This is a genomic window from Peribacillus sp. NPDC055009 (assembly GCF_053608705.1).
In genome coordinates this window covers 1-15,190 of record NZ_JBSGVZ010000003.1, presented here as the reverse complement: position 1 = coordinate 15,190, position 15,190 = coordinate 1, and the positions used below count along the sequence as shown (strand labels likewise).

19 protein-coding genes, 1 tRNA gene and 1 pseudogene are annotated in these 15,190 nt (G+C 35.7%); 14 read left to right on the top strand and 7 right to left on the bottom strand.

The genetic code is table 11. From position 1 onward, the window contains the following. Positions 1-50: 50 nt before the first annotated feature. The 5 genes from ACWF5P_RS06255 to ACWF5P_RS06235 form a co-directional block, all read right to left on the bottom strand. A complete protein-coding gene (locus ACWF5P_RS06255; protein WP_101224094.1) occupies positions 51-539 on the bottom strand; it encodes a spore coat protein in 489 nt (162 codons plus the stop codon). A 233-nt stretch (positions 540-772) separates the two neighbouring features. After that, positions 773-1,036: a hypothetical protein gene (locus ACWF5P_RS06250; RefSeq protein ID WP_101224093.1), complete on the bottom strand. Its 264-nt coding sequence runs from the start codon at positions 1,034-1,036 to the stop codon at positions 773-775. Between the two features lie 159 nt (positions 1,037-1,195). Further along, a complete protein-coding gene (locus ACWF5P_RS06245) occupies positions 1,196-1,624 on the bottom strand; it encodes a GNAT family N-acetyltransferase (RefSeq protein ID WP_434168898.1) in 429 nt (142 codons plus the stop codon). A 4-nt stretch (positions 1,625-1,628) separates the two neighbouring features. Then, positions 1,629-2,144, bottom strand: coding sequence for a YjcG family protein (locus ACWF5P_RS06240; RefSeq protein ID WP_101224091.1), 516 nt, complete (start codon positions 2,142-2,144; stop codon positions 1,629-1,631). Between the two features lie 80 nt (positions 2,145-2,224). After that, positions 2,225-2,947, bottom strand: a complete 723-nt coding sequence (locus tag ACWF5P_RS06235) for an alpha/beta hydrolase (RefSeq protein WP_101224090.1) — start codon at positions 2,945-2,947, stop codon at positions 2,225-2,227. Positions 2,948-3,138: 191 nt separating this feature from the next. Between ACWF5P_RS06235 and ACWF5P_RS06230 the strand changes: the two genes are divergently transcribed. Continuing rightward, positions 3,139-3,696 carry a phosphatidylglycerophosphatase A family protein gene (locus tag ACWF5P_RS06230; RefSeq protein ID WP_101224089.1) on the top strand — a complete coding sequence of 186 codons (558 nt, stop codon included), beginning with the start codon at positions 3,139-3,141 and terminating at the stop codon, positions 3,694-3,696. A gap of 17 nt (positions 3,697-3,713) precedes the next feature. Here ACWF5P_RS06230 and ACWF5P_RS06225 read toward each other — a convergent pair whose 3' ends face one another. Continuing rightward, entirely contained in the window at positions 3,714-3,935 is a 222-nt protein-coding gene (locus ACWF5P_RS06225; RefSeq protein ID WP_101224088.1) for a hypothetical protein, read from the bottom strand. Between the two features lie 211 nt (positions 3,936-4,146). On the opposite strand from ACWF5P_RS06225, the gene ACWF5P_RS06220 reads away from it, so the two are divergent. The 9 genes from ACWF5P_RS06220 (at position 4,147) to ACWF5P_RS06180 (ending at position 10,491) form a co-directional block, all read left to right on the top strand. Beyond that, a tRNA-Val gene (locus ACWF5P_RS06220) sits at positions 4,147-4,218 on the top strand. Positions 4,219-4,395: 177 nt separating this feature from the next. After that, complete coding sequence (locus tag ACWF5P_RS06215; protein WP_434168901.1) at positions 4,396-4,659, top strand: hypothetical protein; 264 nt, start codon at positions 4,396-4,398, stop codon at positions 4,657-4,659. Positions 4,660-4,902: 243 nt separating this feature from the next. Further along, positions 4,903-5,319 (top strand): hypothetical protein, encoded by a 417-nt coding sequence (locus tag ACWF5P_RS06210; RefSeq protein ID WP_054397148.1) that lies wholly within the window; start codon positions 4,903-4,905, stop codon positions 5,317-5,319. 287 nt (positions 5,320-5,606) lie between these two features. Continuing rightward, a complete protein-coding gene (locus ACWF5P_RS06205; RefSeq protein ID WP_230177407.1) occupies positions 5,607-5,909 on the top strand; it encodes a WXG100 family type VII secretion target in 303 nt (100 codons plus the stop codon). A 35-nt stretch (positions 5,910-5,944) separates the two neighbouring features. After that, on the top strand, positions 5,945-6,112 hold the full coding sequence (locus ACWF5P_RS06200) for a hypothetical protein (protein ID WP_157831085.1): 168 nt from the start codon (positions 5,945-5,947) through the stop codon (positions 6,110-6,112). Positions 6,113-6,372: 260 nt separating this feature from the next. Continuing rightward, positions 6,373-7,620, top strand: coding sequence for a glycine zipper domain-containing protein (locus ACWF5P_RS06195; RefSeq protein WP_434168904.1), 1,248 nt, complete (start codon positions 6,373-6,375; stop codon positions 7,618-7,620). 9 nt (positions 7,621-7,629) lie between these two features. Continuing rightward, a complete protein-coding gene (locus ACWF5P_RS06190; protein ID WP_434168906.1) occupies positions 7,630-8,427 on the top strand; it encodes a hypothetical protein in 798 nt (265 codons plus the stop codon). 13 nt (positions 8,428-8,440) lie between these two features. After that, on the top strand, positions 8,441-8,998 hold the full coding sequence (locus tag ACWF5P_RS06185; protein WP_434168908.1) for a DUF5381 family protein: 558 nt from the start codon (positions 8,441-8,443) through the stop codon (positions 8,996-8,998). Between the two features lie 665 nt (positions 8,999-9,663). After that, positions 9,664-10,491 (top strand): hypothetical protein, encoded by an 828-nt coding sequence (locus tag ACWF5P_RS06180; protein WP_434168910.1) that lies wholly within the window; start codon positions 9,664-9,666, stop codon positions 10,489-10,491. A gap of 473 nt (positions 10,492-10,964) precedes the next feature. On the opposite strand, the gene ACWF5P_RS06175 is transcribed toward ACWF5P_RS06180, so the two are convergent. Then, a complete protein-coding gene (locus tag ACWF5P_RS06175; RefSeq protein WP_230177411.1) occupies positions 10,965-12,101 on the bottom strand; it encodes a site-2 protease family protein in 1,137 nt (378 codons plus the stop codon). A gap of 155 nt (positions 12,102-12,256) precedes the next feature. On the opposite strand from ACWF5P_RS06175, the pseudogene ACWF5P_RS06170 reads away from it, so the two are divergent. From ACWF5P_RS06170 to ACWF5P_RS06155, 4 genes and pseudogenes are all read left to right on the top strand, one after another. Then, positions 12,257-12,482: pseudogene (locus ACWF5P_RS06170) on the top strand (flavodoxin-dependent (E)-4-hydroxy-3-methylbut-2-enyl-diphosphate synthase); the annotation flags it as partial. A 972-nt stretch (positions 12,483-13,454) separates the two neighbouring features. Beyond that, entirely contained in the window at positions 13,455-13,784 is a 330-nt protein-coding gene (locus ACWF5P_RS06165) for a PadR family transcriptional regulator (RefSeq protein WP_202315495.1), read from the top strand. Then, positions 13,781-14,197, top strand: coding sequence for a permease prefix domain 1-containing protein (locus tag ACWF5P_RS06160; protein ID WP_230177413.1), 417 nt, complete (start codon positions 13,781-13,783; stop codon positions 14,195-14,197). The genes ACWF5P_RS06165 and ACWF5P_RS06160 overlap by 4 nt, the downstream gene beginning before the upstream one ends. 1 nt (position 14,198) lies before the next feature. Further along, positions 14,199-14,831, top strand: a complete 633-nt coding sequence (locus ACWF5P_RS06155; RefSeq protein ID WP_230177415.1) for a hypothetical protein — start codon at positions 14,199-14,201, stop codon at positions 14,829-14,831. Positions 14,832-15,190: the final 359 nt, after the last annotated feature.

The window sequence follows — 15,190 nt, the reverse complement described above, 5'->3', positions numbered from 1 at the left end:
CCACCAAAAACAAAAGAGGACACGCGAAGTGTCCTTTTTGTGTTGATTCCTTAGAGAATGTCAATTTCTACGATTAGAGCTAACAATAGTTGTAATAATAATTGGATGTTTAGAGCGATTTGTGCATCAGTTGTTGTAATGTCGATATCACGGCTGTTTTCAACAATTGTTTTTTGGCGCGTGATTTGTTTAACATTAGAAGATTGGATTAATTCTTGAGTGATCTTTTCAGCATTATCAGAATCTGCGATTGAAATGCTTACGATGACCGCAATTGCAGCTTGTAGAGCAGCTTGAAGAGAAAGGGCCGCTTTAACATCCGTTGAAGTGACATTTACATTACAAGAATCTTTAATGTAAATAAGTTCTTCAGAAAGCTGAACTTGATTATTATCCTGTCTTGCCTCTTGGTCAATGCGTGTGTCATCGTCGTTACAGAACCCTGACAGGGGATGTCTGGAAGCGGAATCTAGAGCCGACCATGATCTTTCAGAGTCTTCATGTGTGTTACAGTTGCTACGATATACATTTTGGTTCATGTTGTTTTTTCCTCCTTAGGTTTTATTCCCTATTAAAATATGCTTTGATGGGTAATCGGGTTGGACGAATAAATCAGTTAATTCGTCTATTTTTTAATACTTAGAGAAAGTATTAGTGTGTGGGGATGAATAATAAAGAAGCTGGAGCTTTAGGAATGAAATGTAAGTGCTGCTATGACTCGGTTTACTTAATTCTCGCCAGCAAGTAAGGTTTGATTAGGTGATATGGTGTGTCATTTATCTTTGGAATCCGTGAATTTGTTGTGAATGGAATTTGTAACTGGATTAACATCATGTTCAGTGATGTTCTTTTCTTGGTTTATGATTTTTTGTGATTGCTCTTGTAAATGGCGAATGGTTTCTTTAAGGTTGTTTTTCTCTCTTTCAGTCAGATCGACTTTTTCCTTTTTGAAACCATGTTTTCTCATAGTCCTCGAAACCAGCAGTTCCATCAGTCTTTTTTGAGACTCCTCCAGGTTAAAATCATTGTTACCCATAAAATTTTCCCTCCTTCTTGCTTTCTATATATAGACTATGTATTTTTGCTGAGATTGCCATTGAACGGAAATGGTTTTTTTTATTAAACGATAATTTAAGTTCATGAACGAACAAAAAAAGCTGTCCAATCAGAGAACTGAAAGGACAGCTTTTGTATATTATAAAACGGTTTTCTTCATCGTTTTATGAGGAATGCCGGCATCCATGAATTCGTCGGAAACGACCTCATACCCTAATTTCGAATAAAAAGGGATGGCATGGACCTGGGAATCAAGCTTCAATTGAGGTACTTCCTGCTGGATGGCGTATTCCTCAATTGCATTCATGATCATGGCACCGGCACCATTCTTACGGCCAGATGATAGTACACAAATGCGCTGGACTTTACCGATGTTGTCGATGACCCTGAAACGGCCGGCACCGATTGGCTGATGCTGATTATCATATAAAACGAAATGTGTAGACTCTTGTTCATATTCATCGATCTCTTCTTCAAGAGGGACGTTTTGTTCTTGGACGAACACTTTTTTTCTGATCATATAAGCATTTTCAAGCTCTTGGCTGTTTTCTGCGATTTTTACAAACACGAAATCATTCAGCTCCTAATCTAAATGTTTCATAAACGGTCCATGCCCCATCTTCAAGTTGATACAGCAAGTGAACTCGTTTCACCTCTTCTTCATGGCTGATGTCAAGCATGCTTAATTGGCCTAAAACATCAGAGTGCTCATTATCGGATAAATCTTGAGCGATGGTAATATGCGGGACAAATGCATGTTCACTTTCACTTTTCATGAAGTCCTCATTGTTAAGTGCATCATGCAGCTCTTGAAGCCCTTCGGATAATTCCACTTTGAAATAAATGGTATTGCTTACAGGTTGGAAAGACTTCGTTTTCGTAACGCTTATCGTAAAAGGCCTGCACTTACGAGCAATGTCTTTTAATTGATCGGCGATTGTTGAAATTTCCATATCCGTCGCTTCGAACGTTGGTTTAAGCGTCAGATGCGGTGGTATGAAAGCATATTTCGTATCATACCGTTTGCGATAGGAGTTAGCTAAATCTTGAAGTTTTTTTGAAGGGAAAATTGCAACACCATATTTCATAAATAATACCTCCTGATATTTTTTTATTGTTGTATTATAGTTGGCCATGCTTTTCTTTAACCCTTCACAAAAGGAGAGGGTTAGAACATTTCCAATAGTGCTCGTTTTAAATCTGCCTGCCAGTATTTCCAGGTATGATTACCTTCAAATTCTTCATAGAAGTAAGGAAATCCTTTTTGATTTATTAATTTATGCAATTCCCTGTTGGGCTCTATGAAGTTTGCCTTCTTGCCATCCGTCGTCGGAACATCCGTTTCCCCAGTCCCGATCACATGGTAAAGTTCGAGAAGATGCGGATCCTCAAAATTACGTACAGCATCCATTACTGCCTCATTGGCAAGTGGCGACTGCATGATGCATTTCCCAAATGTATGCGGATACTTTAGTGCGGCCAATAAAGAAACTGTACCGCCAAGAGAGTCACCGATCAAAGTTCGACCATGTCCCATTTGATAGGTAGGGAATTCATCATCTAAAAACGGGACAAGTTCATGGGCAAGAAAACGTATGTATGCAATGTGCTGTTCCCCGTCGGGATGATATTTGCGCCTGCGGTCAAAGCGGTCTTTATAGGGAATGCCGACAATGATGATATTCTCAATCTCATCGTTCCCTAACAGTTCATCTGCTACCCGACCAATTCGACCCATTTGAAAATAATCACGGCCATCCTGAGCAATCACAAGCGAATATTTATACAGTGGCGAAAAATTAGCAGGTAAGTAAACAAGCAGTTCCAATTCTTCTGCTAAAGCTTCGCTTTTAAACATGTACTCTTTAATTGTGCCTTTGCGTAAACTCATTCTCCCGCACCTCATGATAAATAATAATGAAAAACAACTTACTTGATTATTTTAGCATAGCCTAGCGACTTTTTCCCGTGACAAGATTTTAGAATAGAAAATTTTCATTGTATTTTCTAAAAATTTGAATAATAAGGTGCTATAATAAAAGGATATAGAAAAATAATACAATAAAAAAGGTGGCGAATAAAATGGCAGATGTACAAGTACACAGCAGGGAAGTAACGAAGGCGGCTAAACGAACATTATTAGAGCGTGGTGTCAGTGTGGAGGCAATTGCAAAAATCGTTTATGAATTGCAGTTCCCGTATAAAGCTGATCTAAAGCTGGAGGAATGCATCCACAGCGTTGAGCGTGTCCTGTTGAAAAGGGAAATTCAACATGCCATTTTAGTCGGTGTGGAGCTGGATAAACTGGCCGAGCAAAAAAAACTATCAGAACCCCTGCAATCGATTGTTGAGTCTGATGAAGGGCTATTCGGAGTGGATGAAACGATTGCCTTTGGTGCAGTGCTCGGTTACGGAAGCATTGCTGTAACGACCTTTGGCCATTTGGATAAAAATAAAATAGGCGTCATACACGAACTTGATAAGAAGCAAGAAGGAATCGTGCATACCTTCCTGGATGATATCGTTGCTAGCATTGCCGCGAGTGCCGCCTCAAGGTTAGCTCACCGTCTGAGAGATGAAGAAGAATCGTTAACCGAACAGGAAAAGGACATCCAGGAAGAAGAAGAGTTAATCGGTTGAACCTTGATTAACAATCTTCAGCCAGACCTATCAAACCTAGCCTTAATGAGGCGGGCAGAAAGGATATTGGCCACTTTAAATGTCCGTTTTGTCTGCCTTAGAAAACAGAATGCGTGAATATGGCCTGGATAAATTTCAAGCACCTGTATTTTCCGCTGCGTGATCTTACCTTGTTCGGAGAGATAAATTATCTCCAATGGAGCATTTCCTTCCATATGTTTACGAAGTATATATTTCATTCCCTGTCACTCCTTTGCTGACTTGCTTGCTATCATTATATGCGAACGTACGTTTTATATGCAAGTGAAAAGGGAATGTTCGTTCGTGTTTTGCGGAGTGGGGAAATAAAATAAGAAAAAATTAAAACTTTTTTAATATAATGCGTTGACTTTTTAACAAAAAAACTTATAATAAATTATGTACTTAAGTAACCAGTCAGTCATTACATACGACTTGTTAGCTCAGTGGGAGAGCACTTCCTTGACAGGGAAGGGGTCGTGGGTTCGAATCCCTCACAGGTCATCAACTACCAAAGGCTCAAATCCTTGATATAACAGGGATTTGGGCCTTTTTTTATTTTTAAATATAGTTCATTTTGTATTATTTACTCAATTGGTGGCGGATAGAGAAGGATTAAAACGCATTACAGGACAATTATTTGTAATAATTAATATTTCAAGGAACTGTAGGTAAAGCCTTATGCTTATTCAGCTCACGATGGATGTTAAAAATAAGATGACGCATGAAGACTATGCAAAATATCGGCAAACGATGAAAGACTTCAGAGATAAATTTTCATCTCACAGAAAGTGTGGTTACAACGAACCTGTCCCCTACTTTGATATTGCGCTTAATGTAGCACTTCATTACGTTTCTTGGCTTGAAAAGTATAATACAATCCCTTCACTTGAAATGATGGTAGAAGAATTACAACCAATGATAGAAAGTTTTAAAGTGAAATAAATAGAAGGAGGAAAGTATAGAAGAGTAATTAAAAGTAAAATTCCTTTCCAATTAAGGGTTCTATTAGGGGATTAATCATACTTCTCGTATGACTTACCCTCCACTTCAGTATTATATGGTAAATATTTCCTGGTTTTAACTGTGTGATTTTAATATCTCAACAGTTTATCATATTGATAAATGAAGAATAACTTAATCTACTACTATAATGAAGTAAGTCTTTAAAAGGGAAGTGATAGTTAAATGCTTTATATAAGCGATATCGAAAAGATAATTAATAACACATTAAATGAGCACAATTTGGATATTATTTATGAATTTGACAATAATCTAAGTGCACCTATGAGTTATAACGTATCGACCAATACTATAAAATTCAATTACCTTCAAGTTAACGGTTATAAAGGGAAAATTAGAATTAAAGAGACAGAGGAAGACTTTGTTAAAATTATTCTTTATCGTATGATTGGTTATTATTTAGATTTTAAGAAAAACAAACATGATTTAAGGATTTTAATGTATGGTCACGAAGAAGAAAAAGAAAAGCTAAAATCTGAAATAGAAACTAATGCTTGGGATTATGGGAGAACATTAATACCTGAACAACTATTGGAGTCATATGATAAAGTTCGTGAATTAGATAAAATGCTAATAAATTAATGTACTCTAAGAAAATGGTGCAGAAATGGATAAACCTTCTTCCTCTGAATGAGGAAAATTGCAGTTTTCCTCGTTATATCATGGCATACTTTTCAACTACACTCGTTATGTTAATAAAATAAAACATTCCTCCTATATCTATTTCTTATTTCAATACTGGGGGCCTATGGAAGTGACTTAGTAATTATAGTAACATTTACTTATCTAAAATAGGGAATTGTTGTATTAAAATGGTATTTGAGAATAAATAGAGAAAAAGTACGTTGACTCAATAATGAGGTGAAAAGATGAATTCGGATAAAGTCAGAGCATTAACAAAAGTGTTTCAGGAATCTTCTGAGGAGTTAAAATTAGATGAATCAAAATTAATGCAGAGTATACATACAAATACGGAGACATGGGCTGGCGAAGCCCGGAAAAAATTTGATTCAATACTAGATGAAGCAGCTGTCCTATTTCAAAGACATTCAGACAATCTTTATCAAATAAGTAGAGAATTAGAAAGCGCAGCAAATGAAGTTGACAGAGTGAGAGAAGAGATTGAAAGACAAAGAGAATTAGAGCGCCTAGCTTGTATGAAGGATGAGTAGAAACAAAATGAATGAAGGATATAAAGAGGTGTCATATGAAACCGAAGAATAGGGATCGTAAAAGTTTGGAAGAGGAAGGCTGGATCCTCCCGGATAAGAATAAGCAAAATAAAGATGGTAGTTTACTCCCCGGCTGCGGCGGTTTTTTTATTTTGTTCATTCAATTTGGTGTTTTGGCACATCAAATAATCACTCTTTTTTAAGTCTACCTTATGTCCGCTAAAGTTTTACAACTTTACTTGCCAATATGATAATCGTTTTGAAAGGTTTAAAATGGCTCGTAATAAGTAGAGACAAGGAAAGAAAAAAGAAGATGGCGGTAAGCAAGGAATGGATAAAAATTGGGTACCGGGTTGTGTCGACCCATTTATCCTGCCTTTACAGATTATTCTATTAGGACATCACTTTTTTCATAGTATATAGATGAAATAGTTCATAAAGGAAAAGAAAAGAGGATGATACAGTGGGGAATAAAATTTCCGTAGACCCAGATCGTTTAGAATATTTAGCAAATGAGTTTGTCTCGCACTTGTCAAAAATTGAAGAAGAATACAAGAGTCTTCATTTGGAACTAGTGAACCTAATTAGCAGTGCTCCAGCAGAGTATAGTCATTGTTTTTATCAAGTAGGAGATCCGTGGGGAACAGGAAATCAAATAGTTGACCTTCTCAGTGAAATGGAGATCGACCTTCGAATGACCGCCAATAAATTTTCCGATGCTGATAACTTAGTCGGTCAACTTTATAAACTGCATGAGAAATATGGAGCGCTCACTGCGATGGGTGCTTTAGTATCAAAGCAGCTGGCATTTTATGGGTTGGGTTTTACACAATTTATCAAAAATAGTGATGATGTCTATATGTATAAACATATGAATGCCCTAAATAAACTAACAGATGTAGTCGATAATTCCAAATTTCGTAATGTAGCAAGAGCCTATTTAAATCCAACCTTTTTATTGAAAAAATATAGAGATGTTCCATTTGCTGATTTAGTTCACAAAAAGGTTGCCAAATATCTTCCTGGTGATGTTGTTAAGTATACAGATAGTTCAAAGGCATTATTTGAAGGGATTAATCATCGAGCATTGGACTCTACAACGTTTAAATCATTTCTACAGTCGGGAGCGAAATTTGCCAAAACCAACGCTGTTAGTGCAGTACTGGTAACAGGAGTAATGGAAGCAGGCGGAATGGGACTGAAAATTTCCGAAAACTATGCGAAATATGGAAATAATCCAGAGGTCTTAAAGCGAGAAAATGCAAAAGCGGTAGGAAATGCAGTGAATAATACCGTAGCGATTTCTGGAGGTTCCATTGCGGGAGCATTCGTAGGAGGGGCTCTAGGAAGTTTAGTAGGCCCAGTCGGTACGGTTGTAGGAGCCGCTGCAGGTTCATTTGTAGGAGGACTTGTTGGAGAGCAAGCGGCTAAGCTTACGGCAGGTATAGCAGAGAAAGCAGCGATTATCATTAAAGAACCTATACATGATGGGCTTGAACTGATTAAAGGTGGTTTGGAGAAAGCTGGGAAAGTTGTTGAAGGTGTTAATAAAGGTGTTGATTTCTTAAATGATCAAATTAAGGATACTATTGCTGACCCAATAGGGAAGGTGGGGGAAATTGGTAAGGGATTATCTAAAGCAAAAGAAACAGCGAGTTCCCTTGCCGATGGAGCAAAAGATTTTTTTGAGGATAAATTTTCATTTTTTTAAGGAGGATATATGAATACCGTTCAATTAAGTATTGAAGAGTTACTTTTTTCATTTTATAGTGAAGGTTTATTTGAACAAGGAATGTCGATTAAGGAAACCTATTTTCAAACGCTTCAAGATGCCGAGTTGAAATTAATGCTAGAAATTGCCTCTCGCTCTTTGTTAGCAAAAGATATGTTAAAGGAAGTAAATAATCAATATAAGTTAAAAGATGAATTTGCTGCCTATATTCATACATTGAATAATGCAGAAAGTACCGTAACGGCTTCTAAACATCAGCCAGACTTAAATGGAGAAGATAGTATTTCCTTTCATTTTAAAAAAGGAGAGGTTTATTTACATAAAGTATTGTACGATCATCAAGTTCACTCTATTTCTAAGCTGCCGAAAGAAGAAATCCTTTCAGTTATAAGCGGTTTTTTCCATTTCCATACGTTAGAAAAGCAAGGTGAAGTTATTCTTCAGTTAAAAAGTGAAGAATTTGAAGAACTTTTAGAAGATGTAAGTCAATCTCATTCTTTACCGGAGTCAATTGTTCAGAAATGGGTAAGTAAAAAGGGAGAGTCTACTAGTATCTTAGAGTTTTTAAATGATATTTCGAATAGAAACGGTAAAATGGATAGTTTAGTAAGCTTAACGTATGATTCAGAGAATAACCCTGACCTAAAAGATCTTTATTTTATGATTCCAGGAAAGAATGAATGTTGGCTAGCTACAAGGGACAACAACCTTGAACTGAGTATTCAGAGAGCAAATGAGGCATCTATTAATCAACTATTATTAACCAACAAGATTCTTCCAGATTAAGGAGGTGCATTATTTGGTAAACGTTAAGAAAGAAAATAACGCCATTCAGATAAAAGGGTCAAAGTTCATGTACGGGTGGATGTTTCTTGCGACTGTAGGTTTTTTTATTGCTTGTTTTTTCTTAATCATACACGGTTTGAAATTTGAGTCCAAGTATTCTTTATTTTACCTTGGTGGTGGTCTCATCTTTACTCCTTTTTACCTTTACCTAACGCTTTGGTCACTTCCAGGTCTTATTCCAGGAAAGGTCCTGTTAACGATTGTCCAAGGTGAAAATGGTACGATTAAGTCGAAGAAAGGTACAGTTTATATTAAGAATATCCGGAATATCGATTTAGTAAGAAATCCACTGAATTTAATCAATGATATAGTCATTGACACCCTTGATGACAAAACCATAAAAATTCGTACGTATAATTTACTTGATGACCTGGATTATCAGGTGGTCGTTGATCAATATCTTTATCCCTATATTACAGAAAATGCAAAAAAAGTATGGGATCGCAAGGTGGATTTAGATAAATTGCAAAGAGTAGCCAAATACGAGCGGCAAGAGCAGAAAATTGATTAACGATCATACAAATTAAAAGATCTCAGTCCAAAGCTGGTGATTCGCGTCCAATTGTCTTTTTCATTATAAATCTGTTATAATCCGATTACTTTCACTTCCTGACAGGGAAGGGGTCGTGGGTTCGAATCCCTCACAGGTCATCAACTGACAAAGGCTCAAATTCTTGATATCACAAGGATTTGGGCCTTTTTTGTTTATAAAATATAGTTCATTTTGTATTATTTACTCAATTGGTGGCGTAACGGTGGCGGATTGAGAAGGATTTAAACGTACTACAGGTCAATTATTTTTAATAATTAATATTTCAAGGAACTGTAGGTAAAGCTTATTGCTTATTCAGCTAATGATGGAGGTTAAAAATAAGACCATCACCGATTCGGTGTTTCGGCTGTTTAACGAAGAGATAGTCCCTTCAACATACATTCAATAAATGCAATCCATTTGTCTTCCTTTTTTGAACGAAACATAGGTGAATTTGTGAATTTGTTAAATCAGTCTATGTTTATTCGTGTTCAATATTATCAGCTGTACCGAGTGAAATTAATGTTTGATGAAATCAGCCGAATTAGGGTCGATAATACTTACGATGGTTTAATATTGTAAAAATTTAACAGATGAGTTATTCTTAAATCACCTAACAAGGCACAATATTAAAGGAGAAAATAGTGAGTTATCTCGGAAAGTATTTGAAAATGCCACCAACAATTGAAAAGCTCCATAAATTTGAGAAGGAAATTGAAAAAGAAGGCCACTCCTTAAGTGATTTATCCCTTTATTTGGAATTTGACTTCTCCCCTTATGAAAATACTCCCTATGATGTCATTACATTTGCTAGTACAGGCGTTGACGGCATACATTTCGGATTTCTAACTGACTTCGGAACAGTATCTGATTTAGAGAATGCTTTTGTTGTATGTATTAGTCCAATGGATTTTGATTCACATATAAAGATTGTAGCAAGGAATATAAGGGAGTTTCTTAACTTGGTTTGTACGATGAAAGATGCCTTAACTATTTCTAACTTTAATATCCTGGAAGAAGAGCGACAGTATATTCGTTTGCTCAAAGAACTAAAACAAGTAGAACCTGAAGATGAGGAATTTGAAGAGGACGCAAACTATGTAGTGGAAAAGATAATAGCCACATTCAATAGCGAACGAATAGAAGATGTCTATCATTATGTGGAAGGAAAAGTAAGGACAGAAAGAGAGAAACAAACTATTTTATCAACTCTTGATGGGTTAGGCATAATACCTGTAGAGAACATTACAAGCAATTTTCTCCCATACAAACTTGAAAAAGATATGAAGATTGACATGGAAGAAGTGAAGGCCTTTTTTAATTCTGCAACAACAGAAAGTAAAATAGCTTTTTTCAGAGATGTCCAATTTACTTACTTAATTGCAGATGAGATAGGGTTAAAAGAATTGGTCATACATGAAATGATAAAATTAGGTTTACAGGATGAAGTCGATAGATTATACGTGTTTTAGGTCCTCTTTTTCTTGTCTAATTAACACCATAACCCTTAACAGAACCAAAAATTATTAGAAGGTTACTTGTAGGGGTATTTACTTAATCATAAATGATCCAAACGAGGGCTTATTTGGAACATTAATTAAGGAGGCTTTCACCAAGTCGTAAATGAAGGTGAAGTCAATGGAAGCCTCCATTTTACGAACCAAATGGTTCGCCGGCACCGGTTGATCTCACTGAATAGAATTATGTTTCGAAAGCATCCTCATCACCTCAAGTTTTAATAGATCTATTTTAAAACAAAAAAGACTGTAGGAAAAAGGAGTTCTATCTAAATTTTTAAACATAGTTGATTGGAGCGAGTGCATGAAATGGAAATCAACGTCCAAATTTGTACAAGCAAAAAAACTGTAGACAAACTCGATGAAAATCGAGTTTGTCTACAGTTTGAGGGGACCTTCATAAATTGAGTTCCCTTTTTCATAATGTATTACGGTAATGAAGTTTTATATTGTTCCATTAAATCACCTGCATATAAGCTTGTTATCATTAAGAAAATGGCAAGCCCAATGTATAATGAGAACCAGATGACTTTTGTTTTGAGACTCGATGAGTAATAGGATTTCTCTTTATCCCTAATTTCAGTTTGTTCTTGCACTTCTTTAAAGAACGTTGCTACTATTCGTTCATACGTGCCTATATTTTCAAAATCGGTCGGTCCGTTCTGGTATTCATTCGAATTAGCAGCATCCATTAAGGATCTATAAATATTTAATTTTACCTCGGTCAGCTGTTTTTCTTTTAGCTTATTATCATCAAATAGCGGGATATGCCAACTCTTCATGTTGTTAAACTTTTCATATAGTTGGCTTAATTCCATATTCCAAATATTAACCAGGCGAATTTTTTCTTCATCTGTTGCACCTGCATATTGTTCGAGTTGCCCTAACCCAAATTGATTCAGTTCGATGATGATGTCTCTTTGATTTCTGGTTGTCTCGCTACGAAATTCTTTCCACCACTTAGAAATACCCAATAATAAGAAAAGAATTAAAAATGGATTTGGATGGAGAAACAAATATACAACCATTCCGATAATCCCTAATACCCAAAGCTTTGTGGAGATGACTCCCACTATACGTCCTCCATCAAGAGGATGCACAGGCATTAGATTTAATAGGTTAATCATGGCTCCAAGTGTAATAACTAAAAGCCAAAATGGATTTTCCGTCATCATAAATAGGGGGATGGCTGGTAGAAATGCTAATGTACCTAATAAAGGACCTCCGAAGGCAAGATAAGCTTCTTGGTTAGCATTCTTGGGCTCTTCTTTAAGGGCAATTAATGCTCCAACAAAAGGGATGAAAATGGCATTGGATGTTTTGATGCCTTTTCTCTTAGCAGCAAGTAAATGCCCCATTTCATGGATGTAAATTAGATAGACTAGGGCCACGGCAAATTTCCAACCGTAAACCAAGGCATACGCTCCTAATGAAACGAAAATAGAAATCAGGGAACCTACTTTTGCTATTTTCAATAGCGCAAACAACCATTTTATTTTTCCTAGAAAAAATAACCCGATTGCCCCCAAACTTAACCATCCTTTATTCAATTTAGATTCTTTCAAAATGTACCTCCTAGAGTAAATGGGAAAACAGATGACCCCAGTGACACTATGTCAATCTGAGCGTCTTCTTGATTTATCATTTTGCTAATATCCTTATTATATCGTATTTGATAATCCATTTCTTATCATTTTAGTAATGTTTTTCTAGAATATTAACTTCGCATTTTTCTTTAAGTGCTGACCCAGTAGTAGAAGTGAAGGTAGCAAGAGAATCATTGAAGTCGTTTGGATTATCATCGAATGCGACTACGCTGATTTCGTGTCCAAACTTGTGGGCGCATAGAAGTTGACCTCATTAGTATTACGAATGAAAAAGAAGAGTATATTCAAACGATTAAAGTTCCGATAAAAGTAGCTGTGCTAGGTTCTACTTTAGCAGGGACTTAGCCAATTTCTTAATCTCACCATCATCCCTTGTATTGCCCCATACAATACATACACATGGAGTGCTGTGCGTTGGTAGAATAAATTAAATAATAAGCAGTTGGGTTCGAGGATCGGTAAAAGATTCTCGGACTTTCATCTCCTGTTATTTCAATTAAGCAATGAAAATATAAGGTGTAAGTAAAAAGATAGACTTCTACTTTTTTATATTAATTAGTTGATTTTCCGCCCTAAAGTACTTGAACTTTAAATTAATTTTCTACTTATATGTGCAATAAAAGTTAATAGCATAGCTTTTACGGTCAAAATATATTATTCAAATTTATTATTTAGAAAATGTAAGTTCAGTCTCTTAAGATATACATGGGATTAAGTGATTAGTACAATATACCTATATTTGTTTTTATGTAAAAATGTACCGATAATATGAAGGTGAGTCATTAAACAGTAACAGGGTTAAAAAAATCTTGACTATTTCTGAAAGAATAAGCATGAGACCGAATTGGCTGGACTTAAAATAAAAACACATCAAGACTGCGGACAAAAACCATTGATGAATTTTTTAATGATCCTACTATTGTACTTAAGTAAAAAGAAACAGTGCAGCAAATGACTTAATAGTACAAATGAATTTAGATTCTAAAGTACTAATCGTGTTACAAATTTTCGCTGTCTACAGTAAATGTTAGTAAATCCGTGAACCAAGAATTAGAAAGTATTCCATTTGAAGATTTAAAAAAGAAAATTGTATAATAACCATTTTCTGACCTACCCGACAAAAGTTGAAGATGACTCAAAATACTTACCTATCGCGAACATGATTGGACAGCCATTTTATCTTTATAATGGATAAATTACCTATTTTTTCTGTTTTCCTAAAAAAGCTGAAAAATTACTTTGACAGATAGAGTACATTTCGTTATGATTACTCTATGAGATGGAATAGTTTACAGGCAAGGGAGTGACAATTTGATTAGAAGTGATATTATACGCGGACATTTGGATGCGATTATCCTACGCTTAATTCTGGAAAAGGACCGCTACGGTTATGAAATATCGCAAGAGATTAGTTTGCGTACTGAAAATAGCTTTCAAATCAAAGAGGCAACATTATATGCCGTATTTCAAAGGCTGGAGAAAAAGGAATTAATTGAGTCTTATTACGGGAGTGTTTCAAGGGGAGGAAAAAGAAAGTATTACCGAATAACTACGCTGGGGAAGGCATTTTTTAAAGAAACAGTTGAAGAATGGAAAGAAACAAAGAAAATTATTAATCTATTTATGGAGGAATTCAATTGAAGCAATTAATGAAGCGTGTGAACGAGTTATTTAAAGACGTTCCGGAAAGTGAGCAAAAAGAAACGGTTATACAGGAAGTGCTGCAAAACCTCGAGGAAAAGGTGTGGGACTTAATGGAGCAGGGGAAAGGCGAAGAAGATGCGATTAATAAAGCAATTATTGAATTTGGCGATGCAGAGGATTTAAAAAATGAGCTTGGAGTCAAACAGCTAGGTAAGCCAACCAAGAAAAATAATACGAAATTAAACCTAGAGTATTCAATCTGGGGAAGTGTATTAATTATTTCCTTGCTCGTCTTCATCAATTTCTATTATTCACCCCATGTGATTTGGTTTGTCTATCCTACCTTTGCAGTGCTTTGGTGGCCGTTAACAATGTATTTCAGGTGGAAGAAAGTGAAAAAGGGAGAGTAATATGAAGAAATATGAAATTGGTTTTGTTGTTACAGGCAGTGTCATGACGATTGTCTTTTTAATCCTGATTAATTTTTTAACAAGCGCTCAATATCCTTGGTTTATTTATCCAGTCTTGGCTGTATTACTGTTTTCTCTGGGGCTATACTGCGTACGCGCAAAGAAATACACACTATTCTCCGTGCTGGGAAGTTTCCTGCTTTTGCTTTGTCTTATTATAGTGAACTATATCAATACACCTGGTTATCCGTGGTTTTCCTATACGGTGGCCCCCATCGTCATGTGGCCGGCTCTTGTGATACAAGGACAGAGGGCTAAAACCATGACTACAGCTCTCATTGGAAGTATTTCATTTATTTTATACTACATACTATTAAATATCTTTTTAGCCCCTCAAGTTCCGTGGATTATTTTTCCTGCTTTCGTTATTCTTTGGTGGCCGCTTTCACTTTACCACGTACAACAAAAATCCTATTTTGGATTCTCTATCTACGCATCTTTGTTTATCAGTGTCTTTTTTATCAGCGTCAATGCTATCTTTTCACCACAGGAAGTCTGGGCTGTTTATCCAATCTTCGCGGTGCTTTGGTGGCCGTTAAGCATGTATTATTTTAGCTACAGGCAAAAAAAATAAATCATTTAATGTATTTTGAAAGACTAAATATTCCAAAACGCCAAGGCTATAAATAGAAAACTCATGACAAGTTTTTCGGTTCAAGCACACTAATATTCATTTTAGTATGAAAATACTGAGGTACTCGTTTTAATGGTCCTTCTCATAATCGAGGGAGGAATTTATTCGCTTGATTATAAATAATCAAGTATAAATTAATCATGTCTATCGAAGTATTAGAAGATAAACCTGGTAATAAAGTATTGGGAAATTCGAATTTACAGTTAGTTTAATAACCATATAATAAACGTCATTCTACTATTTTTAAGGGGAACAGTAATCATGTGGAAGAAGAAAATTAGAACGAATAAACTATCATT